Annotated in this window: 17 protein-coding genes and 3 pseudogenes; 12 read left to right on the forward strand and 8 right to left on the reverse strand. The window is 60.5% G+C overall.

Annotation, left to right across the window (positions count from 1 at the left end; translation table 11 throughout):
* Nucleotides 1-113 precede the first annotated feature (113 nt).
* Nucleotides 114-1,598 carry a sodium/proline symporter PutP gene (putP, locus tag AC0Z5Z_RS06740; protein WP_150638076.1) on the reverse strand — a complete coding sequence of 495 codons (1,485 nt, stop codon included), beginning with the start codon at nt 1,596-1,598 and terminating at the stop codon, nt 114-116.
* A 458-nt stretch (nt 1,599-2,056) separates the two neighbouring features.
* On the opposite strand from putP, the gene putA reads away from it, so the two are divergent.
* Nucleotides 2,057-6,010: a trifunctional transcriptional regulator/proline dehydrogenase/L-glutamate gamma-semialdehyde dehydrogenase gene (gene putA / locus AC0Z5Z_RS06745; protein ID WP_485610896.1), complete on the forward strand. Its 3,954-nt coding sequence runs from the start codon at nt 2,057-2,059 to the stop codon at nt 6,008-6,010.
* A 312-nt stretch (nt 6,011-6,322) separates the two neighbouring features.
* A complete protein-coding gene (locus tag AC0Z5Z_RS06750; RefSeq protein WP_485610897.1) occupies nt 6,323-8,125 on the forward strand; it encodes an acyl-CoA dehydrogenase in 1,803 nt (600 codons plus the stop codon).
* Nucleotides 8,126-8,326: 201 nt separating this feature from the next.
* Here the strand turns inward: AC0Z5Z_RS06750 and AC0Z5Z_RS06755 are convergent, their stop codons facing one another.
* Both AC0Z5Z_RS06755 and AC0Z5Z_RS06760 read right to left on the reverse strand, forming a co-directional pair.
* Nucleotides 8,327-9,172 carry a methyl-accepting chemotaxis protein gene (locus tag AC0Z5Z_RS06755; protein ID WP_408005097.1) on the reverse strand — a complete coding sequence of 282 codons (846 nt, stop codon included), beginning with the start codon at nt 9,170-9,172 and terminating at the stop codon, nt 8,327-8,329.
* Between the two features lie 21 nt (nt 9,173-9,193).
* Nucleotides 9,194-10,264: pseudogene (locus AC0Z5Z_RS06760) on the reverse strand (cache domain-containing protein); the annotation flags it as partial.
* 252 nt (nt 10,265-10,516) lie between these two features.
* Between AC0Z5Z_RS06760 and AC0Z5Z_RS06765 the strand changes: the two are divergent.
* Nucleotides 10,517-10,888 carry a hypothetical protein gene (locus AC0Z5Z_RS06765; RefSeq protein WP_056787429.1) on the forward strand — a complete coding sequence of 124 codons (372 nt, stop codon included), beginning with the start codon at nt 10,517-10,519 and terminating at the stop codon, nt 10,886-10,888.
* 57 nt (nt 10,889-10,945) lie between these two features.
* Here AC0Z5Z_RS06765 and AC0Z5Z_RS06770 read toward each other — a convergent pair whose 3' ends face one another.
* Together AC0Z5Z_RS06770 and AC0Z5Z_RS06775 are read right to left on the reverse strand one after the other, a co-directional pair.
* Complete coding sequence (locus AC0Z5Z_RS06770) at nt 10,946-11,248, reverse strand: cell division protein ZapA (protein ID WP_056787426.1); 303 nt, start codon at nt 11,246-11,248, stop codon at nt 10,946-10,948.
* Entirely contained in the window at nt 11,245-11,475 is a 231-nt protein-coding gene (locus tag AC0Z5Z_RS06775; protein ID WP_016772015.1) for a hypothetical protein, read from the reverse strand. Before AC0Z5Z_RS06775 ends, AC0Z5Z_RS06770 begins: the two co-directional genes overlap by 4 nt.
* Before the next feature lie 343 nt (nt 11,476-11,818).
* Here AC0Z5Z_RS06775 and AC0Z5Z_RS06780 point away from each other — a divergent pair.
* The 5 genes and pseudogenes from AC0Z5Z_RS06780 to selO all read left to right on the forward strand — a co-directional run.
* Nucleotides 11,819-12,475, forward strand: a pseudogene (locus AC0Z5Z_RS06780) (MCP four helix bundle domain-containing protein); the annotation flags it as partial.
* A gap of 303 nt (nt 12,476-12,778) precedes the next feature.
* Nucleotides 12,779-13,378, forward strand: a pseudogene (locus tag AC0Z5Z_RS06785) (methyl-accepting chemotaxis protein); the annotation flags it as partial.
* A 314-nt stretch (nt 13,379-13,692) separates the two neighbouring features.
* Entirely contained in the window at nt 13,693-15,435 is a 1,743-nt protein-coding gene (locus AC0Z5Z_RS06790; protein WP_056787420.1) for a potassium/proton antiporter, read from the forward strand.
* Between the two features lie 34 nt (nt 15,436-15,469).
* Nucleotides 15,470-18,823 carry a mechanosensitive channel MscK gene (mscK, locus tag AC0Z5Z_RS06795; RefSeq protein ID WP_095181005.1) on the forward strand — a complete coding sequence of 1,118 codons (3,354 nt, stop codon included), beginning with the start codon at nt 15,470-15,472 and terminating at the stop codon, nt 18,821-18,823.
* Between the two features lie 48 nt (nt 18,824-18,871).
* Entirely contained in the window at nt 18,872-20,335 is a 1,464-nt protein-coding gene (selO, locus tag AC0Z5Z_RS06800; protein ID WP_485610898.1) for a protein adenylyltransferase SelO, read from the forward strand.
* 5 nt (nt 20,336-20,340) lie between these two features.
* Here the strand turns inward: selO and mazF are convergent, their stop codons facing one another.
* Nucleotides 20,341-20,703 carry a type II toxin-antitoxin system toxin MazF gene (mazF, locus tag AC0Z5Z_RS06805; RefSeq protein ID WP_056787412.1) on the reverse strand — a complete coding sequence of 121 codons (363 nt, stop codon included), beginning with the start codon at nt 20,701-20,703 and terminating at the stop codon, nt 20,341-20,343.
* Nucleotides 20,703-20,972 (reverse strand): type II toxin-antitoxin system antitoxin MazE, encoded by a 270-nt coding sequence (gene mazE, locus AC0Z5Z_RS06810; RefSeq protein ID WP_315435182.1) that lies wholly within the window; start codon nt 20,970-20,972, stop codon nt 20,703-20,705. The genes mazF and mazE overlap by 1 nt, the downstream gene beginning before the upstream one ends.
* Before the next feature lie 236 nt (nt 20,973-21,208).
* Here mazE and trxC point away from each other — a divergent pair, with 236 nt between their 5' ends.
* Complete coding sequence (gene trxC, locus AC0Z5Z_RS06815; protein ID WP_130911754.1) at nt 21,209-21,643, forward strand: thioredoxin TrxC; 435 nt, start codon at nt 21,209-21,211, stop codon at nt 21,641-21,643.
* Between the two features lie 130 nt (nt 21,644-21,773).
* Here the strand turns inward: trxC and AC0Z5Z_RS06820 are convergent, their stop codons facing one another.
* A complete protein-coding gene (locus tag AC0Z5Z_RS06820) occupies nt 21,774-22,544 on the reverse strand; it encodes a ParA family protein (RefSeq protein ID WP_056787407.1) in 771 nt (256 codons plus the stop codon).
* A 356-nt stretch (nt 22,545-22,900) separates the two neighbouring features.
* Here AC0Z5Z_RS06820 and AC0Z5Z_RS06825 point away from each other — a divergent pair, with 356 nt between their 5' ends.
* Genes AC0Z5Z_RS06825 through AC0Z5Z_RS06835 form a run of 3 tightly spaced genes read left to right on the forward strand, consistent with a single transcriptional unit; the run spans nt 22,901 to nt 24,667 of the window.
* Nucleotides 22,901-23,626 (forward strand): beta-ketoacyl synthase chain length factor, encoded by a 726-nt coding sequence (locus tag AC0Z5Z_RS06825; protein ID WP_041477598.1) that lies wholly within the window; start codon nt 22,901-22,903, stop codon nt 23,624-23,626.
* Entirely contained in the window at nt 23,602-24,414 is an 813-nt protein-coding gene (locus AC0Z5Z_RS06830) for a lysophospholipid acyltransferase family protein (protein ID WP_041477597.1), read from the forward strand. Before AC0Z5Z_RS06825 ends, AC0Z5Z_RS06830 begins: the two co-directional genes overlap by 25 nt.
* Entirely contained in the window at nt 24,392-24,667 is a 276-nt protein-coding gene (locus tag AC0Z5Z_RS06835; RefSeq protein WP_039756723.1) for a phosphopantetheine-binding protein, read from the forward strand. Before AC0Z5Z_RS06830 ends, AC0Z5Z_RS06835 begins: the two co-directional genes overlap by 23 nt.
* Nucleotides 24,668-24,672 lie beyond the last annotated feature (5 nt).

Genomic DNA, 24,672 nt, shown 5'->3' on the forward strand with positions numbered 1-24,672 from the left:
CAGGCTCGCTCCCACAATGGATTTCCACAGGATTCGAGAAATCACAGGCCATAAAAAACGGCCCGCCTCCGGTAGGAAGCGGGCCGTTTTCATGTGAGCCGAAGCTCAGTCCATCACTTGTTCAGATGGAAGTCTTTTTCCGCTGCCTCGAAACGCTCAACCATGCCGCGAGTCGGTTCACCCGCCTTGCTGACAAAGTAGATGGCCAGGCTGGCGAAGATGAAGCCAGGAATGATTTCGTACAGACCCAGCAGTTCGAAATGCTTCCAGACCACCACGGTGATCGCGCCGACCAGAATGCCGGCCAGGGCGCCGTTGCGGGTCATGTCTTTCCAGACGACCGAGATCAGCACCACCGGACCGAACGCAGCACCGAAACCGGCCCAGGCGTAGGACACCAGACCCAGTACGCGGTTTTCCGGGTTGGCAGCCATCGCGATGGCAATCAAGGCTACCAGCAGCACCATGGCACGACCGACCCAGACCAGCTCAAGCTGGGAGGCGGACTTGCGCAGAAAGGTCTTGTAGAAGTCTTCGGTCAGGGCGCTTGAGCACACCAGCAACTGGCAGCTCAGGGTGCTCATTACCGCAGCCAGAATGGCCGACAGCAGCACACCGGCAACCCATGGGTTGAAGAGGATTTTCGCCAGTTCGATGAACACGCGCTCCGGGTTCTCGGTGACCGGACCGGCCACTTCCGGGTGCGCCGAGAAGTAAGCGATACCGAAGAAGCCCACCGCCACGGTGCCGCCCAGGCAGAGGATCATCCAGGCCATGGAAATGCGACGCGCCTTGGCGATCGACTTCACCGAATCCGCCGCCATGAAACGCGCGAGGATGTGCGGCTGGCCGAAGTAGCCCAGACCCCAACCCATCAGCGAGATGATGCCGATGAAGGTGGTGCCTTTGAGCATGTCGAAGTTGCTCGGATCCTGCGCTTCGATGGCCAGGAACGTGGTATCGACGCCGCCGGTGGCCAGCAGGACGATGATCGGCGTAAGGATCAGCGCGAAGATCATCAGGGTCGCTTGTACGGTGTCGGTCCAGCTCACCGCGAGAAAACCGCCGACGAAGGTGTAAGCAATGGTCGCCGCAGCACCGGCCCACAGCGCCGTCTCGTAGGACATGCCAAAGGTGCTTTCGAACAGACGCGCACCGGCGACGATGCCGGAGGCGCAGTAGATGGTGAAGAACACCAGAATCACCACCGCCGAGATAATCCGCAGCAAGCCGCTTTTATCTTCGAAACGGCTGGAGAAGTAGTCCGGCAGAGTCAGTGCATCGCCGTTGTGCTCGGTCTGCACCCGCAGACGGCCGGCGACGAACAGCCAGTTCAGGTAGGCACCGACGATCAGGCCGATGGCGATCCAGCTTTCGGACAGACCGGACATGTAGATGGCGCCCGGCAGGCCCATCAGCAACCAGCCGCTCATGTCGGAGGCACCGGCAGACAGCGCGGTGACGACGCTGCCGAGGCTGCGACCGCCGAGAATATAGTCGGAAAGGTTATTCGTGGAGCGATAGGCCATGAAGCCGATCAGCACCATTGCTGCGATGTAGATCACGAACGTGATCAGGGTTGGATTGCTTACGCTCATTGAGTTACGCCCTGGCTTTGTTTTTATGTAGCGGCGGTAGTGAACCGCTCGCAAACGACGACGTTTGGCAGACGATCCGGGATCCCGCGCATTTAAGACTGATGTTTCCCCAGGAAAGCCATCAGCCGGTACACCGGGTTATTCCCGGTTGCACCTTGGCGGCGAATGCTATGCAACAAAGCAAATAAGGTGCAACCAGTTTCGCGAGAATTAGTTGCACCCAGTCGGATTAATCGACGATCACCCCGTTTTTGCTCCCTTTTGTGGCAGTCATGCCTCTTTGCTAGAAGTAAAAGCACCAAGCAGGAGCAGCACTTTCGTACCAGAAATTATTTCCTGACGAGCTGCGTATTATTCCGGCAAAAAAAGGGTTGCACCCGGTTGCACCTCATTCAGCGCACGGCTAATCTTGCGGCCAGCTGATGCCACGCAACTGTGGCAACCATGAGGATAAAAATATGGCTACCACCACCCTTGGGGTCAAACTCGATGACCCGACCCGCGAGCGCCTGAAGGCTGCCGCAACCTCGATTGATCGCACGCCGCACTGGCTGATCAAGCAGGCAATTTTCAATTACCTGGAAAAACTCGAGGGTGGTGCAACCCTGACCGAGTTGAACGGTTTGACCGCCAAAGACGCCGATGACGCAGGCGAAGTGCAGACCGATCACGCTCACCAATGCTTCCTCGAATTCGCTGAAAGCATCCTCCCGCAATCGGTGCTGCGCGCTTCGATCACCGCTGCTTACCGCCGCCCTGAGCCGGAAGTGGTGCCAATGCTGATCGAGCAGGCACGCCTGCCGGCACCGATGGCCGAAGCCACCAACAAGCTCGCGGCGACCATCGCCGAAAAACTGCGTAACCAGAAAAGTGCCGGCGGTCGTGCCGGTATTGTTCAGGGTCTGTTGCAGGAATTCTCCTTGTCGTCCCAGGAAGGCGTGGCGCTGATGTGCCTGGCCGAAGCGCTGCTGCGCATCCCGGACAAAGGCACCCGCGATGCGCTGATCCGCGACAAGATCAGCACCGGCAACTGGCATCCGCACCTGGGCAACAGCCCTTCGCTGTTCGTCAACGCTGCGACCTGGGGTCTGCTGCTGACTGGCAAACTGGTCTCCACCCACAACGAAGCCGGCCTGACCTCGTCGCTGAGCCGCATCATCGGCAAGAGCGGCGAGCCGATGATCCGCAAGGGCGTCGACATGGCCATGCGCCTGATGGGCGAGCAGTTCGTTACCGGCGAAACCATCGCCGAAGCACTGGCCAATGCGAGCAAGTTCGAAGCCAAAGGCTTCCGCTATTCCTACGACATGCTCGGTGAAGCGGCACTCACCGAAGTCGACGCACAGAAATACCTGGCCTCGTACGAACAAGCGATCCACTCGATCGGCAAAGCGTCCCACGGCCGTGGGATTTATGAAGGCCCGGGCATTTCCATCAAGCTCTCGGCGCTGCACCCGCGTTACAGCCGTGCGCAGTACGAGCGTGTGATGGACGAGCTGTATCCGCGTCTGCTGTCGCTGACCCTGCTGGCCAAGCAATACGACATCGGCCTGAACATCGACGCCGAAGAAGCCGACCGCCTCGAGCTGTCGCTGGATCTGCTCGAACGTCTGTGCTTCGAGCCGCAGCTGACTGGCTGGAACGGCATCGGTTTCGTCATCCAGGCTTACCAGAAGCGTTGCCCGTACGTGATCGACTACGTGATCGATCTGGCCCGCCGCAGCCGCCATCGCCTGATGATCCGCCTGGTGAAAGGCGCGTACTGGGACAGCGAAATCAAACGTGCTCAGGTCGAGGGTCTGGAAGGCTATCCGGTCTACACCCGCAAGGTGTACACCGACGTTTCCTACATCGCTTGCGCGCGCAAACTGCTGTCGGTGCCGGAAGTCATCTACCCACAATTCGCTACGCACAACGCCCATACCCTGTCGGCGATCTACCATATCGCCGGTCAGAACTATTACCCGGGCCAGTACGAGTTCCAGTGCCTGCACGGCATGGGTGAACCGCTCTACGAACAAGTTGTAGGCAAGGTTGCCGAAGGCAAGCTGAACCGTCCGTGCCGTGTGTACGCACCGGTCGGCACCCACGAAACCCTGCTGGCGTACCTGGTGCGTCGTCTGCTGGAAAACGGCGCCAACACCTCGTTCGTCAACCGCATCGCCGACCAGTCGATTTCGATCCAGGAACTGGTGGCCGATCCGGTGGCGCAGATCGAGCAGATGGCCACCGTGGAAGGTGGTTTCGGCCTGCCGCACCCGCGCATTCCGCTGCCGCGTGACCTGTACGGTGCCGAGCGCGCCAACTCGAGCGGCATCGACATGGCCAACGAACATCGTCTGGCCTCGCTGTCCTGCGCCCTGCTCGCCACCGCGCACAACGACTGGAAAGCCGCGCCGATGCTCGGTTGCGCGTCCAGCAACGAAACGCCGGTCGCCGTGCTGAACCCGTCCGATCACCGCGATGTGGTCGGTCATGTTCAAGAAGCTACCGTTGAAGATGTCGACAGCGCCATTCAATGCGCGCTGAACGCCGCGCCGATCTGGCAGGCCACCCCGCCGGCCGAACGTGCGGCGATCCTGGAACGTGCCGCTGACCTGATGGAAGGCGAGATCCAGCCGCTGATGGGCCTGCTGGCTCGCGAAGCCGGCAAGACCTACGCCAACGCCATCGCCGAAGTCCGCGAAGCCGTCGACTTCCTGCGTTATTACGCGGTGCAGGCGCGCAACGATTTCAGCAACGACGCCCACCGCCCACTGGGCCCGGTGGTGTGCATCAGCCCGTGGAACTTCCCGCTGGCAATCTTCAGCGGCCAGGTCGCTGCGGCATTGGCTGCCGGTAATCCGGTACTGGCCAAACCGGCCGAGCAGACTCCGCTGGTAGCGGCTCAGGCTGTGCGCCTGATGCTCGAAGCCGGCATCCCGGAAGGCGTGCTGCAACTGCTGCCGGGGCGCGGTGAAACCGTCGGCGCCGGTCTGGTCGGTGACGAGCGCGTCAAAGGCGTGATGTTCACCGGTTCCACCGAAGTCGCGCGCTTGCTGCAACGCAACATCGCTGGCCGTCTCGACAGCCAGGGCCGTCCGATTCCGCTGATCGCCGAAACCGGTGGCCAGAACGCGATGATCGTCGATTCCTCGGCTTTGACTGAACAAGTCGTGATCGACGTAGTGTCGTCGGCCTTCGACAGCGCCGGTCAGCGCTGCTCGGCGTTGCGCGTGCTGTGCCTGCAGGAAGATTCCGCCGATCGCGTCATCGAAATGCTCAAGGGTGCCATGGCCGAAAGCCATCTCGGCAACCCCGAGCGTCTGTCCGTGGACATCGGTCCGGTGATCGACGCCGAAGCCAAGGCCGGCATCGACAAGCACATCCAGGGCATGCGCGACAAAGGTCGCAATGTTTACCAGGTTGCGATTGCCGACAGCGAAGAGATCAAGCGCGGCACCTTCGTCATGCCGACCCTGATCGAGCTGGAAAGCTTCGACGAACTGCAACGCGAGATCTTCGGCCCGGTACTGCACGTGGTGCGCTACAAGCGCAAAGAGCTGGATCAACTGATCGGTCAGATCAACGCCTCCGGTTACGGCCTGACGCTGGGCGTGCACACGCGCATCGACGAGACCATCGCCAAGGTGATCGACAACGTCAACGCCGGTAACGTCTACGTCAACCGCAACATCGTCGGTGCCGTGGTCGGCGTGCAGCCATTCGGCGGCGAAGGCTTGTCGGGTACTGGCCCGAAAGCCGGCGGCCCGCTGTATCTGTACCGTTTGCTGTCGACGCGTCCTAGCGACGCCATCGAGCAATCCTTCGCTCGCGGTGACGCCATCGTCGCCCCGGACGTGCGCTTGCGCGATGCCATGAGCCAATCGTTGAACGCTCTGAAAGCCTGGGCCGACAACAACAAGTTCGCCGATCTGAGCACCCTGTGCGTGCAATACGCAGCACAATCGCAGAGCGGCATCACCCGCGTGCTGGCTGGCCCGACCGGCGAGAAAAACAGCTACGCCATCCTGCCGCGCGAGCACGTGCTGTGCCTGGCGGAAGTTGAAGGTGATCTGCTGACGCAACTGGCGGCGGTGCTGGCAGTGGGCGGTTCGGCGGTGTGGCCGGAAACCGAGCTGACCAAGGCGTTGCTCGCCCGTCTGCCGAAGGAAGTCCAGGCGCGGATCAAACGCGTTGCCGACTGGAACAAGGACGAAGTGGTCTTCGATGCAGTGCTGCATCACGGCCACTCCGACCAGTTGCGCGGCGTCTGCCAGCAGATCGCCCAGCGTGGCGGCGCGATCGTTGGCGTTCAGGGACTGTCCCAGGGCGAGACCAACATTGCCCTGGAGCGCCTGGTGATCGAGCGGGCATTGAGCGTTAACACGGCTGCTGCTGGAGGCAATGCCAGTCTGATGACGATCGGTTAAACCGCTGTAAGTCCAGGCGACTGCAATGGTTGCCTGGTAAGCAATACCCTCCGGCAGCGAGCCTGCTCGCGAAGACGGCGTTTCAGTCGACATCAATGTTGCCTGAACCACCGCTTTCGCGAGCAGGCTCGCTTCCACAGAAGATCAAAAGATCGCAGCCTTCGGCAGCTCCTACAGGGAAACGCATTCCAAATGTAGGAGCTGCCGAAGGCTGCGATCTTTTGCTTCTGCATCACTCTCATCAATCATCCTATCCAGCCTCTATTCCACCGCCTTAGACTCGGCCCAACCCCAATTTCCAGGTAGGCCGCCATGTCCGAGACGCTGCTCAGTTCCCGCAATCTGGCTTTCGAGCTGTACGAAGTCCTCGATGCCGAGGGCCTGACCCGGCGTGAGCGCTTTGCCGAGCACAATCGCGAGACCTTCGACGCCGCCATCGGCACCGCGCGCAATATCGCCGAGAAGTATTTCGCCCCGCACAACCGCAAGGGCGACGAGAACGAGCCGCGCTACGAGGATGGTAAGGCGATCCTGATTCCTGAAGTGAAACCGGCGGTGGATGCCTTCCTTGAGGCCGGATTCCTTAACGCAGCGCGCAGTTTCGAGGCCGGCGGTATGCAATTGCCGACCCTGCTGTCGCAAGCCTGCTTCGCGCATTTCCAGTCCGCCAATGCAGCTTCGACGTCCTACCCGTTCCTGACCATGGGCGCGGCCAACCTGATCGAGAGCTTTGGCAGCGAAGAGCAGAAACAGCGCTTCCTGCAACCGATGATCGACGGACGTTTCTTCGGCACCATGGCCCTGACCGAGCCCCATGCCGGTTCATCGCTGTCGGACATTCGTTCCCGCGCCGAGCCTGCGTCCGACGGCACCTATCGCCTGAAGGGTAACAAGATCTTCATTTCCGGCGGCGATCATCCGCTGTCGGAAAACATCGTGCACATGGTCCTGGCCAAACTGCCGGACGCACCGCCGGGGGTGAAAGGTATTTCGCTGTTTATCGTGCCGAAGTTTCTGGTCAACGACGACGGCAGCCTCGGCCAGCGCAACGACGTGCTGCTCGCCGGCCTGTTCCACAAGATGGGCTGGCGCGGCACCACATCGACGGCGCTGAACTTCGGCGATAACGGCGAGTGTGTCGGCTATCTGGTGGGCAAACCGCACCATGGTTTGAGCTACATGTTCCAGATGATGAACGAAGCGCGGATCGGCGTCGGCATGGGCGCGGTCATGCTCGGTTATGCCGGTTACCTGTATTCACTGGAATATGCGCGTGAGCGGCCGCAGGGTCGGGTGCCGGACAGCAAGGATCCGACCACGGCGCCGGTGGCGATCATTCAGCACGCGGACGTCAGACGCATGCTGCTGACGCAGAAATCCTACGTCGAAGGGGCATTTGACCTCGGCCTGTATGCCGCGCGGTTGTTCGATGACACCACCACGCTGGAAACCGAAGCCGAACGCAAACAGGCTCATGAACTGTTGGACTTGCTGACACCGATCGTCAAATCCTGGCCTTCGGAGTTTTGCCTGAAGGCCAACGAACTGGCGATCCAGATTCTTGGCGGCCACGGCTACACCCGTGAGTACCCGGTGGAGCAGTACTATCGCGACAACCGCTTGAATCCGATCCACGAAGGCACCCACGGCATCCAGTCGCTGGATTTGCTCGGGCGCAAACTGGCGCAGAACGGTGGCGCCGGTCTCAAGCAGCTGATTCGATTGATCGCCAACACGGCCGAACGTGCCACTGAATACGATTCGTTGACCACCCTGCGCGAACCGCTGGAAAAACTCGTTGCCCGCCTGCAAACCGTGACCATCGGCCTGCTCACCGATCTGGCCCAAGGCAAGGTCAACAGCAGCCTGGCGAACTCGGCGCTGTACCTGAAAGTGTTCGGCCACGCAGTGATCGGCTGGCGCTGGCTGGAGCAGGCGATCCGCGCCGAGGAAGGCCTGGCCAAAGGAAATGCGGCGGATGTCGACTTCTATAAGGGCAAGTTGCAGGCGGCGCGGTATTTCCTGACATGGGAAGTGCCGGGTTGCCAGCATGAGCTGGACTTGCTGGAGGCGCGGGATGATACGTGTCTGGGGATGCGGGATGCGTGGTTCTGAAACGCTACCCTCACCCCAGCCCTCTCCCGGAGGGAGAGGGGGCCGAATGGGGAATATTCAAGAAGTACGCCGACCTGAAAGGGACTTGCCGGATCCATGATCGACTGGTGTTTTCAGGTCGACGTATAGCGATAGACGCCTCGGTCAGTCCCCTCTCCCTCCGGGAGAGGGCTAGGGTGAGGGGCTTTTCAGGTCTGATACTCAACTCAGTTTGAACCCACCCATCTGCCGCGCCAGATCATCCGCCAGCCGCTGCAACATCTGACAATCCTCACGACACGCACGAACCTCCCCCGCCGTCGCCCGCGCCAGATCGGAAATCCCCTGCACGTTGCGGTTGATCTCTTCGGTCACCGCCGACTGCTCTTCGGTTGCCGTCGCCACCTGATGGTTCATATCGCTGATGCGCTCGACCTGACCGGTGATCGCCGTCAGCGACGCGCCGGTACGCTGGCTCGATTCAACCCCGGTGCCGGTCGCGGCCTGGCCGGTGCGCATCGATGACACGGCGTTTTCCGCGCCTTGCTTGAGGCTGCCAATCATCAGTTGAATTTCGTCGGTCGAGGCCTGGGTCCTGCGCGCGAGGGTGCGCACTTCATCGGCGACCACCGCGAAGCCGCGGCCCATGTCGCCAGCGCGGGCGGCTTCGATGGCGGCGTTGAGTGCGAGCAGATTGGTCTGTTCGGAAACGCCACGAATCACCGCCAGCACCGAATCGATCGACGCCACTTGCTGCGCCAGCTCACCCACCGCCCCTGCCGCCACGCCGATCTCATCGGACATGCTTTCGATATGACGGATCGAGCCACCGACCACTTCCCGTGCCTGCAACGCCTCATCGCGCGCGGTTTGCGAGGCAAGCGCGGCGTTGCCAGCGTTCTGCGCGATTTCCTGCACGGTCAGGCCCATTTCGTGGACGGCGGTGGCAACCATGTCGGTCATTTCCTGCTGCCGGCCCGAACGCTCGGCGGTGTTGTCCACCACCTTCGCCACTTGCCCCACGGCCGTGCGCAGGCGCTCGCTGGTGGTCAGCACTTCGCCGATCATCGCGCGCTGGCTGTCGAGGAAACGATTGAAGCCGCGCGCCAGGTCACCCAGCTCATCGGCACGGCTGGAATCTAACCGATGGGTCAAATCTCCACCACCGCTACCGATGGCCACCAGCGCCCGTGTTACTTGTCGAATCGGTCGCACCAGCCCCTGCGCCAGCCACACCACCAACGCCAGGCAGACCAGCGCCACCACCAGACCGATGCCGCCACTCATCCACATCGCTTTCCGTGCTTCGGCGTAGATCTGCGACTGCGGCACTTCGGCCACCAGGGTCCAGCCGAGATCGCGCAGCGGCAGGCTGAAGGCGAGGAAGTCTTCACCGTCGCGCTGGAAGCTGCTGTTCACTGCGGATTTGTGCCCCATCAGCGCTTGCGCCGCGTTGGCGCCGATCTGCTCGGTCAAGGTGCGTTTGCCGCTGAACTGCGCTTCAGGATGGACCTGAATCAAACCATCGGAACGCACGAGATAGACCTTGCCGCGCTCGCCGAAACTGAAGTTGTGGATCAGCTCAGACAGCTCTTTCATGCTCAGCCCCAACCCGGCGACACCGACGACTTTGCCGGCCTGCTCGACCTTCAGATCGATGAACAGGGCCAGCTCGCCAGTGGCGCCGTCGTTGTCGATATTGAGGGTGCGCGGCTGATTGCTGTCGAGAAAGGAATAGAACCAGGCGTCGGCCGGTTTCGCGCGACTGAGGGTGCGATCGAGGCCTTTTTCGGTGATGTAGTGGTTGGATTCGGTGCCGATGATCAGCGCGGTGAAGGCCTTGTGTTCGGCGCGGATGCCTTCCAGATACTGCGCAAAGAGCGCGGTTTTGCTGCTGTCCTCGCCTGTCGCCAGCCAGTCACGCACCATGGTGTTGCTGGCGATGTCCTTGGCGGCGGTGAGCGGTTGCACGAGGATGCGTTCGATATCGTTGCGCGTCGCTTCAATGCTCGACGGCAGCGCTTGTTCGACCAGATAGCTCTGGGCGAGGCGGTTGACCACCAGGGTATAAATGCCAACCACGATCACGATGCTGATCAGCAGGGCCGTGCCCATGCCGAGAATCAACTGCCACTGAATACTGCGTCGCCACCACTGCATGGAGCACCCCCGAAGAATAAGAGCCTGAACCACTGCAACAGCCGTGCCGATTGTATACAAAGAGCATCAGAATAAAACACAACCTTCGGTACAGCCGTATCCTTACAAGCAAGAAGCTGGCCGTTATATCGAGGGATTCACTGTCAAGTCTGACAGGTTACAACTTGCATCGGGTGACTTAGATTCGCGGTTTCACGTCTGTGACAAGCATCCGCGTCGCAGATCCAAGCCGTCCATCGCAGGAGAAAGAACATGACTGACACCGGTCCACGAGAGAATTTTGTTCAGGCAATGGCTGACAACGATACGTTTGTTAAATCGGCGCTCATTGGCGACTTTGTCGGGAGCTCGACTTCTCAATCGATGATTATTCGCAGGCACTTCACCGAGGTCATGGTTTTCCCGGTAATCCATTACAAAATTACGATCACCACCCTCGCAGGCACGACGTACAGCACAGTTCAGCCAATTCCGTCGGCAGAATATATCTACCTGCTTTCCAAGGGTGATGAAGTGACGATCGAAAATACTACCTATAGAGTTTCCCACTCAGAGTTCATCAAGCAATCCGATGGAGAATGGACAACAAAAGTCTACTGGCAGCCAATACTCCAAGCCTCATAGCAACAAGACCTCAGCATGTTCAGCGCCTCAATGTACCGAGGCGCTGCGAAAAGCGAGTCAACCCTGACTGATCGTCTTGGCAATGGTGTCGACCGTGGCGCTGACTTGCTCTTGATAACGGTCGAGTTCTTCCTGGTGCTGTTTCTTCATTTCGATCTGCTGCGAGCACAGATTCATCGCCGCCAGCACCAGCAAACGGTCACCGATCAGCGTCGGGTATTTGCGCTTGGTGTCTTCCAGCGCGGCCTTGAGCATCATCGCCGCGTCCAACAGGGTCTGTTCTTCCCCGGCCGGTGCCTTGATCGAATAGTCCTCGCCAAGAATGGAGATGACTTTTACCCCTGCTGTGCCGTGGTTCATGCGCTGACAGGACCGGCATTGACGCGATCAACCAGCGCCTGGATGCGCGCGGCGGTGGCGCCGTGTTTTTCTTCCTGCTCCATCAGGTTCAGTTGCAGGTTTTCGTTTTCATCCTTGGCCTGGGCCAGTTCCGTGGACAGGGTCTGGTTGGTCTGCAGCAGGGTCTGGTTCTGTTGCACCAGGTCGCTGACGAGCTGTTCCAATTGGCTGAGGGATGCTTCCAACATTTTGATCTTCCAAGCGTTTTTCAAAGGGCGCGTACGATAAAGAAAAGTCACCACGGATGCCAGGGTTAAACCGGCGCAAGGCCTTGATTTTCCTGGGTGGCGAAGCTTCTCGCGAGTTTAAAAGACTGTGATTGGTCGATCTGGTTCCTGCACTTCGTCGCTCAAGCCTGTCTGCGACAAATACGCACACCACCTCAAGACTTTAGTCGTATGACCGATAAGTCACCCATGCAGCAGTCTCAGCCCGCATGGATGCGGCCCTTTTCGGTATCCGCCCATGTCCCTTCGCAATATGAACATCGCCCCACGGGCGTTCACCGGCTTCGCCCTGATCGGCGGCCTGATGTTGATCCTCGGCGTGTTTGCGCTGAACCAGATGAGCAAGATCCGCGCGGCCGGCGAAGACATCGCCACCGCCAGCGTGCCGTCGATCAAGGCTCTGGACGAATTCACCCAACTGACCCTGCGCCTGCGCGTGCTCTCCTATCGTTTGCTGATCAACCGCGAACCCGACGTGCAGCAGAAAACCATCGAACTGTTCGACCTGCGCAATCGCCAGATCGCCGATGCGCAACGCGCATACGAGCCACTGATCGAAGGCCCGCAGGAACGTGCGGCGTACGATCAGTACGTGCAATTGCTGGCGCAGTACCGTCAGCTCGAAGCGCGGATGAAAACCCTGTCGCGCAACAATCAGATCGACGAGTTGCGGCAGATGCTCAACAGCGATTTGCTGAGCAATTCGGAAGCGGTGAATACCGCGCTGGCGCGCTTGCTGGAGATCAACACCCAGCAGATCGCCGAAACCGACCAGGGCGCGAAGGATCAGTATTCGATGTCGTTCAATCTGGTGGTGACCTTGCTGGTGATCGCCAGCGGCCTGACCCTGCTGTTCGCCTGGTTGCTGACCGTGAGCATTACCAAGCCGATTTCCAAGGCACTGGAGGCGGCGGAAACCATCGCCGAAGGCAACCTGACCCAGCCGATCCATGTCGATGGCGAAGATGAAGCCGGGCGCTTGCTGGCGGCGATGGCGAAGATGCAATCGAAGCTGCGCGATACCCTGCAGCGCATCTCCGGTTCGGCCACACAGCTTGCGTCTGCCGCAGAAGAGCTGAACAGCGTCACCGATGAAAGTGCTCGCGGCTTGACCCAGCAGAACAACGAAATCGAGCAGGCGGCCACTGCGGTCAATGAGATGACCAGCGCTGTCGAAGAAGTCGCGCGCAACGCGGTCAGCACTTCGGAAGCCTCGAAAAACGCCACCACCTCGGCGGGCGACGGTCGTGATCTGGTGCAGGAAACCGTCAGCGCCATCGAACGCATGAGCGCCGATGTGCAGAGCACCGCGTCGCTGATCGGCGACCTGGCCAATGAATCCCGCGACATCGGCAAGGTGCTCGACGTGATCCGTGGCCTCGCCGACCAGACCAACCTGCTGGCATTGAACGCAGCGATCGAAGCGGCCCGTGCCGGTGAGGCCGGTCGTGGTTTTGCCGTGGTGGCGGACGAAGTGCGCGCACTGGCCCATCGCACCCAGCAGTCGACCAGCGAAATCGAGCGCATGATCGGCAGCATCCAGAGCGGCACCGAACACGCCGTGGATTCGATGCGCAACAGCACCGAGCGCGCCGAATCGACCTTGAATATTGCCCGTGGCGCCGGGATGTCGCTGGACACGATCAACAGCGCCATCGTCGAAATCAACGAGCGCAACCTGGTCATCGCCAGCGCTGCCGAAGAGCAGGCGCAGGTAGCGCGGGAAGTCGATCGCAATCTGGTCAACATCCGCGATCTGTCGGTGCAATCGGCGACCGGCGCCAATCAGACCAGCGCGGCGAGCAATGAGCTGTCGCGCCTGGCGCTGGATCTGAACAACATGGTTGGGCGGTTCAGCCTCTAAGATCAAAGGCTACCCCCTCACCCCAGCCCTCTCCCCCAAGGGGGCGAGGGGGAAAGGGAGCAGATTGAGGGCCTTTCAGATTTTGAGTTCGGCTCGATATTGCAAGTCGGTGTAACCTGCACAAACACCTCGGTCAGTCCCCTCTCCCTCCGGGAGAGGGCTAGGGTGAGGGCCGCAATCCTCCGCCTGCCGCAAAACCTGATGCACCCTGAAAACCTTTTTGACAGCATCACATTTCAACAGGTTAGAATCGCTGGCACGCAGACTGCATGGTCAGTTTGTGCCCCCGTCTTTACGCTTCTGGAGTACTGCCTTTGAATGCGACGACCATCAACAGCCTGTTCTTGATCGGCGCGTTGCTGGTAGGCGCAAGCATTCTTGTCAGTTCTCTTTCTTCACGTCTCGGCATTCCGATTCTGGTCATCATCCTCGCGGTCGGCATGGCGGCAGGGGTCGATGGTGGCGGGATCATTTTCGATAACTACCCGACGGCCTATCTGGTCGGCAACCTCGCCCTTGCAGTGATCCTGCTCGACGGCGGCTTGCGTACGCGGGTGTCGAGTTTCCGCGTGGCCTTGTGGCCGGCGCTGTCGCTGGCCACGGTCGGGGTGTTGATCACCACCGGGCTGACCGGCATGGCCGCTGCGTGGCTGTTCGACCTCAATCTGATTCAGGGCCTGCTGATCGGCGCCATCGTCGGCTCGACCGACGCCGCTGCGGTGTTCTCGCTGCTCGGCGGTAAGGGTCTCAACGAGCGGGTCAGCGCCAGTCTGGAAATCGAATCCGGCAGCAACGACCCGATGGCGGTGTTTCTCACCGTGACCCTGATCGACATGCTCGCCAGCGGCGAAACCGGCTTGCACTGGAGTCTGCTGACCCACCTGATCCGCGAGTTCGGCATCGGTGGTGTGATCGGTCTGGGCGGCGGCTGGGTGATGCTGCAACTGGTCAACCGCATCAATCTCGCCGCCGGGCTCTATCCGATCCTCATCATTGCTGGCGGTCTGGTGGTGTTCGCGCTGACCAACGCCTTGCATGGCAGCGGCTTCCTCGCTGTCTATCTGTGCGGTCTGGTGATCGGCAACCGCCCGGTGCGCAGCCGCCACGGCATTCTGCATATGCTCGACGGCATGGCCTGGCTGGCGCAGATCGGCATGTTCCTCGTGCTGGGCCTGCTGGTCACGCCCCACGATCTGCTGCCGATCGCCCTGCCCGCCCTCGGTCTGGCGCTCTGGATGATCCTGTTCGCGCGGCCGCTGTCGGTGATGGTCGGCCTGCTGCCGTTCAAGGCTTTCCATGGTCGTGAAAAAGCCTTTATTTCTTGGGTCGGCCTGCGCGGCGCGGTGCCGATCATTCTCGCGGTGTTCCCGCTGATGGCCGGGCTGCCGCAAGCGCAGCTGTATTTCAACCTGGCCTTCTTCATCGTACTGGTGTCGCTGCTGGTGCAGGGCACGAGCCTGCCGTGGGTGGCCAAATTGCTCAAGGTGACCGTTCCGCCAGAACCCGCGCCGATATCCCGGGCGGCACTGGAAGTGCACGTCACCAGCGAGTGGGAGCTGTTCGTTTACAAGCTCGGCGCGGAGAAATGGTGCATCGGTTCGCCCCTGCGTGAGCTGAAAATGCCCGAGGGCACACGCATCGCGGCGCTGTTTCGTGGCCAGCAACTGCTCCATCCGTCGGGTAGTACGGTGCTGGAAGTCGATGATTTGCTGTGTGTTATTGGCCATGAACACAACTTGTCGGCCCTCGGCAAACTGTTCAGCCAGGCGCCGCAACGTGGCCTCGATCTGCGCTTCTTCGGCGACTTCGTGCTTGAAGGAGACGCCCAGCTTAAAGCGGTTGCAGCGCTGTATGGCTTGCCGGCCGAAGGCATCGATCCGGACATGACCCTGGGCGTGTTCATCGCGCAAAAAGTCGGGGGCGCCCCCATCGTCGGCGACCAGGTGGAGTGGAACAACACCCACTGGACGGTTGCGGTCATGGACGGGAACAAGATCGGCAAAGTGGGCGTCAGATTCCCCGAAGGAAGTCGCCCGGGCCCCGGACTCTTCCTCTAAACTGCTTCCACTCTCACTTGCTTGACCGGTCTCTATGCCTACCCTGCGCTCCTTTTTCGCCGCGGCCCTGCTGGGCCTCAGTCTTGTCGTCGGCCCGCTGCATGCTGCCGAACCACCGTCCAGCGATGCCGTGCAGGCCAGCCTCGACAAGCTGGCTGACAGCAAACTGCCGGACGCCGACAAGAAGACCCTGCAGACCGTCCTGCAGAACACCCTCAATCAACTGAACAACCAGCGTGATTACGAGCAGAAGCTGATCGATCTCAAGCGTCAGCTGGCCAACGCGCCGAAGCAGACGATTGAAAATACCCGCGAACTGAGCCGCCTCAAGGCCACCGCACCGGTGCCGGTAGCGCAACGTTTTCCGAAAGAGTCGATCCAGCAACTGGAGCAGATCCTCACCGATCGCTCGACCCAGCAAAGCGATCTGCAAAAAGCCCTGGCCGAAGCCAACAGTCTGATCATCACCGCGCAGACTCGCCCCGAGCGTGCGCAGGCGGAGATTTCCGCCAGCCAGACGCGCATCCAGCAGATCAACACCATCCTCAAATCCGGCAAGGACACGGGCAAAACGGTCACCGCCGAACAGCGCGACCAGTTGAACGCCGAACTGGCCGCACTCAATGCACTGATTCCATTGCGCCGCCAGGAACTGGCAGGCAACACCCAGTTGCAGGATCTGGGCAACGCTCAGCATGACTTGCTCTCGGAGAAATCCGATCGCCTCGACCGCGAGATCCAGGAACTGCAAACCCTGATCAACCAGAAGCGTCTGGCGCAGTCGCAGGAAACCGTTACCCAGCAATCGATCGAAGCGCAGAAGGCCGGCGGCAGCAGCCTGCTGGCGAGCGAGAGCGCGACCAATCTCAAGCTTTCCGACTATTTGCTCAAGAGCACCGACCGTCTCAACGAAGTCACGCAGCAGAACCTGCAGACCAAACAGCAACTCGACACCCTGACCCAGAGCGATTCGGCACTGGACGAACAGATCAGCGTGCTCAAGGGCAGCCTGCTGCTGTCGAAAATTCTCTACAAACAGAAGCAGGCGCTGCCGCACTTGAAGGTCGACCGCGACCTCGCCGACCAGATTGCCGATATTCGCCTGTATCAGTTCGATGTCAGCCAGCAGCGGGAGCTGTTGAGCAATCCGGCGACCTATGTCGACAATCTGCTGGCCACGCAGCCGCCAGAGCAGGTCACCCCGCAACTGCGCAAAAGCCTGCTCGATCTGGCCAACACCCGTGCTGATCTGCTCGAGCGGCTGAACCGCGAGTTGAGCGCGATGCTCAATGAATCGATCACCCTGCAGCTCAACCAGAAACAATTGCTGAGCACCGCGCAAAGCCTGCGCGCGACCCTCGACGAACAGATGTTCTGGATCCCCAGCAACAAGCCGCTGGACGTGGAATGGATGCGCGGCGTGCCCGAGCGTCTCGAGCGACAGGTCAACACCCTGCCCTGGGCGTCGAGTCTGAGCGAACTGACTGACGGCCTGACCCAGCGGCCATTGCTGTTTCTGCCATTGGCGCTGCTGATCGGCGCCCTGTTGTGGCGACGCAAAGCGCTGTACGGAAGACTCAACAAGGTTCACCAGGACATCGGCCACTTCAAGCGCGATAGCCAGTGGCACACGCCGCAGGCGATTCTGATCAACATTCTGTTGGCGATGCCGGTGGCGTTGGGTCTGGCGCTGTGCGGTCTGGCCCTGCAGATTGACGCGCGCGGGCAGAACGCCAACATGGGCGCGGCGCTGTTGCAGATGGGCCAGGCCTGGCTGGTGTTCTACACCGCGTACCGTATTCTTGCGCCGGGTGGCGTGGCGGAATTGCACTTCCGCTGGGAAAAACCGCAGGTCGAGTTCCTTCAGGGCTGGGTACGTCGATTGGGCCTTGTGGTCATGGCGCTGGTGGCCGTGGTGGCCGTCGCCGAGTTGCAACCGGCGGCGCTGGCCGATGACGTGCTCGGCATGCCGGTGGTGCTGACCTGCTACGCCTTGATGGCATGGCTGCTCAGTCGCCTGCTGATCAGCAGCCCGACGCACCAGAACGCTTCGCTGTTCCGCAAAGCCGTCGGCGTGATGTTCACCCTGCTGCCGATCGCCCTGTTTGTTGCGGTGTGTTTCGGCTACTACTACACCGCGCTGAAACTCAGCGACCGTTTGATCAACACCCTGTACCTGCTGATGTTCTGGCTAGTGATCGAGGCCACTTTCGTACGGGGCCTGAGCGTTGCCGCGCGGCGTCTGGCTTACCAGCGCGCGCTGGCCAAACGGCAGGCGGCAAAAGAAGCTGGCGACGGCGAAGCGGTGATCGAAGAGCCGACCCTGGACATCGAAAAGGTCAACGAACAGTCCCTGCGTCTGATCCGCCTGGCCCTGCTCGGCGGCTTCATTGCGGCGCTGTACTGGGTCTGGTCGGACCTGATTTCGGTGTTCTCGTATCTGGACAACATCACCCTTTACGAATACACCAGCGGTACCGGCGCCAACATGAGCATGGTGCCGATCAGCATCGGCGACATGCTCGGCGCGCTGATCATCATCGGCATCACCTTCGCGCTGGCGCGCAACTTGCCCGGTCTGCTCGAAGTGTTCGTGCTGTCCAAACTCAATCTGGCCCAGGGTAGCGCTTATGCGACAACCACGCTGCTGTCCTACGTGATTGCCGGCGTTGGTTTTGTCACCACCCTGTCGACCCTCGGCGTCAGTTGGGACAAGTTGCAATGGCTGGTGGCAGCGCTGTCGGTGGGCCTCGGTTTCGGTATGCAGGAGATCTTCGCCAACTTCATCTCCGGCATCATGATCCTCTTCGAACGCCCGGTGCGGATCGGTGACACCATCACCATCGGCAACCTGTCGGGCACGGTGAGCAAGATCCGCATCCGCGCCACGACCATCACCGACTTCGACCGCAAGGACATCATTGTCCCGAACAAAACGTTCATCACCGGGCAACTGATCAACTGGTCGCTGACCGACACCATCACCCGCGTAACGCTGAAACTCGGCGTCGACTACGGCTCGGATCTGGATCTGGTCAAGGAGTTGCTGCTCAAAGCGGCTCGGGAGAACCCGCGCGTGCTCAAAGAACCTGAGCCACACGTGTACTTCCTCAACTTCGGCGAAAGCACCCTCGACCACGAACTGCGCATGCATGTGCGCGATCTCGGTGACCGCAACCCGGTGCTGGATGAGGTCAACCGCTTCATCAATCGCGAGTTCAAGAAGCAGCACATCAACATCTCGTTCCGGCAGATGGAGGTTTATCTGAAGAACCTCCACGGTCAGGAATACAAGATGGTGCCTGTGGAGCCCGAGAACAAAACCATCGTGCCGATCGTCGACGGACAGAAACCGTTGCCGGAACCGCCACCGAGCAAACTCGACTAACCGACATGGTCCCAGCAGAATGCTCGGACATTCTGCTGGAGCCGGCCCGTGAAAGCCCTCGACGAACTGACTTTCGACAACCGCTTTGCCCGGCTGGGCGACGCGTTCTCCGCGCACGTGCTGCCCGAACCGATCGACAATCCGCGTCTGGTGGTCGCCAGCCCGGCCGCTCTGGCCTTGCTCGATCTCGATGCGGCCAGCGCCGAAACCGAAGAATTCGCGCAACTGTTTGGCGGCCACAAGCTGTGGGCCGACGCCGAGCCACGGGCGATGGTGTATGCCGGGCATCAGTTCGGCGGTTATACCCCGCAACTAGGTGACGGGCGCGGCCTGCTGCTGGGCGAGGTGTACAACAACGCTGGTGAGCACTGGGACCTGCACCTCAAGGGCGCCGGGCAAACGCCCTTTTCGCGCATGGGCGATGGTCGCGCGGTGCTGCGCTCATCGATTCGCGAGTTTCTCGCTTCCGAAGCGCTGTACGCGCTGAACATCCCGTCTTCGCGGGCCGCCTGCGTGATTGGCTCCGACACGCCCGTCTGGCGGGAAAAGCAGGAACGCGCGGCGATGGTGCTGCGTCTGGCGCCGAGCCACATCCGCTTCGGCCACTTCGAATATTTCTACTACACCAAGCGACCCGAGCAGCAGAAACAGCTCGGCGAGCATGTGCTGGCGACGCACTTCCCCGAATGCCTCGAACAGCCGGAACCGTATCTGGCGATGTTTCGCGAAATCGTTGAGCGCAACGCCGAGCTGATCGCCAAGTGGCAGGCTTATGGCTTCTGCCACGGCGTGATGAACACCGACAACATGTCGATCCTCGGCATCACCTTCGACTTCGGCCCGTTCGCCTTCCTCGATGACTTCGACGCGCATTTCATCTGCAACCACTCCGACGATCAGGGCCGCTACTCGTTCAGCAATCAGGTGCCGGTGGGGCAGTGGAACCTCAGCGCCCTCGCCCAGGCACTGACGCCATTCATCAGCGTCGAAGCCCTGCGTGAAACCCTCGGCTTGTACCTGCCGCTGTTCCAGGCGCACTACCTCGACCTGATGCGCCGTCGCTTCGGCTTCACCACCGCCGAGGAGGAGGACCAGCAACTGCTGGAAAACCTGCTGCAACTGATGCAGAACAGCGGCGTCGACTACACGCTGTTTTTCCGCCGCCTCGGTGAAGAGTCAGCCGAACAGGCCATCGCCCGCCTGCGCGACGATTTTGTCGATATCAAAGGTTTCGATGCCTGGGGCGAACGCTACGTCGCCCGGGTTACCCGCGACGGCAATGCCGATCAGGCACAACGCCGCGCACGGATGCATGCAGTCAATCCGCTGTACATCCTGCGCAATTACCTTGCGCAAAAAGCCATCGATGCGGCCGAGCAAGGCGACTATTCCGAGGTGCGCCGATTGCATGCGGTGCTGAGCAAACCGTTTGAGGAGCAGCCGGGGATGGAGGGTTACGCCGAGCGGCCACCGGAGTGGGGAAAGCATTTGGAGATCAGTTGTTCTTCGTAGGCGCTTCAGCTTAGCGGGTCGATTGCACTGATTACACGGTCGACGATGTCAGACATTGTCACGTCATCCAGTCGCTCGATGAATTTGGCCGTGCCGTCTCGTACCCGTTGTTCTATGTCAAAACTGCGAACCTGATTACACACCGCTACACCATTGGTTTCGTGGCCAGTAATGGCGACCGCCAAACCCATATACCGGCTGAAATTCCCACCGCTAGTAACAGGCACCGTCATGCTCACGCCCAATGCGTTGATCTCTCTGGGCGTGATCACCACAAAGCGATGTCTGTTCATCATCTCCCGCCCCGCCACTGGGTTTGGATCAATCCAGTAAACGTCACCCCGCTGAGGGGGCTGTCGGCGCACCATCAACCCAGCTCCCGGCCGACAGAATCACCTTCAAGGGTCTCGCTAGTCTGGGCGTTAAGTTTCTGCAATTCTTCTGCGCCTTCGAGTAGCTCTGACAAACTATAACGCTTACGCGTAACGGCTACGGCTGGACGAGCAATCAGTTCGCCATCGACCACATTCAGCTCTAGCTGTGCGCCAACCTCCAGATGCAACAACTTTAAAAGCGTGGGCGGAATCGTAATGACGGCAGCGCCGCCTTGGCGGCGTATCTTGGAAGTTACGGACATTATGTCGCTCCGATTTGATGCATAGGAATCATCGATTTCTGGATTAGTGCAACAAAAGTAGCACGCGGATAAAGACAAAGCGATCTCCTCACGACAAGCGTAAAACGCCGAATTGGTCTTCAGACTAGCCATCGATCCCGGAACTGTTTTGAGAAAAATGTGAGCAGTGGCGACATTGATAAGTTGGCAGATCGACTCCAAATCAGTTCTATAGACTGTCTATCAGAGAACCAATCATGACCACCCCACTCCTCATCCCCTGCCCCTCCTGCAATGGCGTCAACCGCATTCCAGCCGAGCGTCTCGCCGATCAACCCAAGTGCGGACGCTGCAAATCTGCGGTACTGCTGAGCAAGCCTTTCGAACTCAAGCAAGGCGATTACGCCAGTCAGATCAAGGGCGATCTGCCGTTACTGGTGGATGTCTGGGCGGACTGGTGCGGGCCGTGCAAATCGTTTGCGCCGGTGTTCGAACAGGCTGCGGCGCAGCTGGCAGGCAAGTGCCGGCTGGCCAAGCTCGACAGCGAAGCGAACCAGCAGTTGTCGGCGCAGTTGGGGATTCGCTCGATTCCGAGTCTGATTCTGTTTAAAAACGGCAGGGAAGTGGCGCGCCAGAGTGGTGCATTTCCATTGCCGCAGTTGATGGCATGGCTGCGTAGCCAAGGCATCTGACCCACCACAGATCCCCCTGTGGGAGCGAGCCTGCTCGCGAAGGCGGTCGATCATTCAGCGCCGATGTTGAATGTGCCGGCCTCTTCGCGAGCAGGCTCGCTCCCACAGGATTTGCGTGTGAGTCGGGGAATCAGTGGCCTTCCAGCAGATTGTGCAGTTCAACGAACTGCTGCGTGAGCTTGTGCCGTGGATCGAGGTGGATCAGCGGCATGCTGGCCTGATGCGACTCGCGCATGCGCACCGAACTGCTCAGGTACACCGGCAGTACCGGCAAGCCTTCGGCGATCAACTCATCGAGCATCTGCTGTGGCAGGCTGGCCCGCGCCTGAAACTGATTGACCACGATGCCTTCGACTTCCAATCCTTCGTTGTGGTCATCCTTCAACTCTTCGATCTCGGCGATCAGTCCATACAGGGCCTGACGTGAAAAGCTGTCGCAGTCAAAGGGGATCAACACTCGATCCGCGGCAATCAGCGCCGATACCGCGTAGAAATTCAGTGCCGGCGGGGTATCCAGATAAATCCGGTCGTAGTCCTCGGACAATTCGTCCAGCAACTTGCGCAGCTTGTTGATCTTGTGTTTCGCCTCGAGCTTGGGCTGCAGGTCGGCCAACTCGGCGGTGGCGGTAATGATGTGCAGGTTGTCGAACGGCGTTTCATAGATGTCCGCCTGATTCTTTTTCGAGAACGGCCCGGAGGACAGGGTCTGTTTGAAGAAATCGGCGATGCCCATCGGAATGTCATCGCCGGTGAGCCCGGTCAGATACTGAGTGGAATTGGCCTGGGCATCGAGGTCGACCAACAACGTGCGATAACCCTCGCTGGCGCTGACCGCCGCCAGATTGCAGGCGATGCTGGATTTGCCCACGCCACCTTTCTGATTGAACACCACGCGCCGCATGACCAAACCTCCGTGTATCAAAGAATGACCGAGTGTAGTTGGCGGTGACCGCGCTTCGCTACCTTCACCGACATGGACTACGTCGTCAGGTGTAAAAATCGACGCCCAGGCATGGAAAAAACCGCCAGCCATTACGGAGACACCTGACAGACACGCCGCGTCAAATCTGGGTAATGGCCAAGTGATAGCCATACAGCGAACCGCTCGGTACATTTTGTTGGGCAAAATGTAACCAACATTTGCTACACACCCGTCGCACCGGGATAATGCGCGCCACCCGGCGCCCTGCGCCAAGCCAAGCCTGCTGCGGCGCTGGCGACTCAACGCGTCAACGAAAGCCCGCAGGGGCGGGATGAATGTCCGTGATCAACTTCAACATCGCCCAATGGCGCGCGTGGGCCCCGGGGCTCGACAGCGTGGACGCCTGGCAGGCCTGGAGCCGACAACCGGTCGTGCTGCAGAGCAGTGATGCCGCGCCCGATGTGTCGTTTCTGCCGGCCATGCAGCGCCGCCGCCTCAGCCGCCTGGCGCGGATGGCCTTCAGCGTTGGCTGGCCGCTGGCCGACGGGCGGGACAATCTGCCGCTGGTGTTCGTCTCGCGGCACGGCGAAACCCCCCGCACGTTTGAAATCCTCCGCGATCTGGCCACCGAGCAGCCCTTGTCGCCGACCCAATTCAGCCTGTCGGTGCATAACGCGATCATCGGTTTGTGGTCGATCATGCGCGGTGAAACCAGCGAAATGACCGCCCTCGCGGCGGCTGGCGATGGTCTGGAACATGGCATGCTCGAAGCGGCGGCATTGCTTGATGAAGGCGCCCCGGCGGTGCTGCTGGTGATCACCGAAGAGCAGCCGCCCGAGGCGTATTCGCAGTGGGTCGATGATGTGCCGTTCCCTTATGCGCTGGGCTTGTTGCTCACGCCCGGTACCGACTGGCGGCTGACCCTGAACAGCAGCACCGAAACCCGGTCAAAGGCGCACTGGCCGCACGCGCTCAACCTGCTGCGAACCCTGCTCGGCCAGCAACCTGACTGCCAACATGCGTGGAAAAATCGTGTATGGACCTGGCATCGCAACCCGTGACCGCCAAACACCGCGACGCCTACTACTGGCGCCTGCTGGCCACTGCTGCGAGCTTCGCCTTGTTCGGGCTCGGCGGGCTGTGTCTGCGCCTGCTGGTATTTCCGCTGCTCGGCTGCCTGCCCGGTGACGCGCTGGTCCATCGCCTGCGCGCGCGGCGTACGGTCAGTCGCTTGTTCTGGTTTTTCGTGCGTTTCATGGCCCGCACCGGCGTGCTCACTTACGACATTGAGGGTGCCGAGCGCCTCGGTCGCCCGGGGCAGATGATCATCGCCAACCACCCGTCGCTGATCGATGTGGTGTTTCTCATCGGTCTGGTGCGCCACGCCAATTGCGTGGTGAAAAAAACCCTCTGGGAAAACCCGTTCACCCGTGGCCCGCTGCGCCGCACCGAGTACATCAGCAACGACGGCAGCATGGACATGCTCGACGCCGCCGCGCAGTCATTGCAGGACGGCCAGACCCTGATCATTTTCCCCGAAGGCACCCGCACCCAGCCGGGGCAGGCGCCGGCCTTTCATCGGGGGGCGGCGGCAATTGCCCTGCGCGGTGCGAAAATCGTTACCCCGGTGATCATCAAGGTCAGCCCGACCACCCTGACCAAAGCCGAGCCGTGGTATCGCATCCCCCATCGCCGCGTGCACTTCAGTTTTCGCGTGGGGGCCGATATAGACCCACAGACCTTCGCCGCGCAAGGCCCCGCACCGCAGGCTTCGCGCAAGCTCAACGATTATTTGCATGACTATTTCATTAAGGAGCTCGCCGCAGATGAGCGAACTGAACACCGCTAGCCTGGTGCGTGACATCAAACTGCTGATCATCGATGCCTTGGGCCTGGAAGACATCAGCCCCGAGGACATCGGCGACGAGCAGACATTGTTCGGCGAAGGCCTCGGCCTGGACTCCGTGGACGCGCTGGAACTGGGCCTGGCGATCCAGAAAAAATACGGCATCAAGATCGACGCCGATGCCAAAGACACCCGCAACCATTTCACCAACGTGGCCAGCCTTGCGGCATTCGTCACGGCAAAACAGGCAGCTTGAGACCG

The sequence above is a fragment of the Pseudomonas sp. 1L-E-NC-VB-C3 genome (assembly GCF_057291535.1).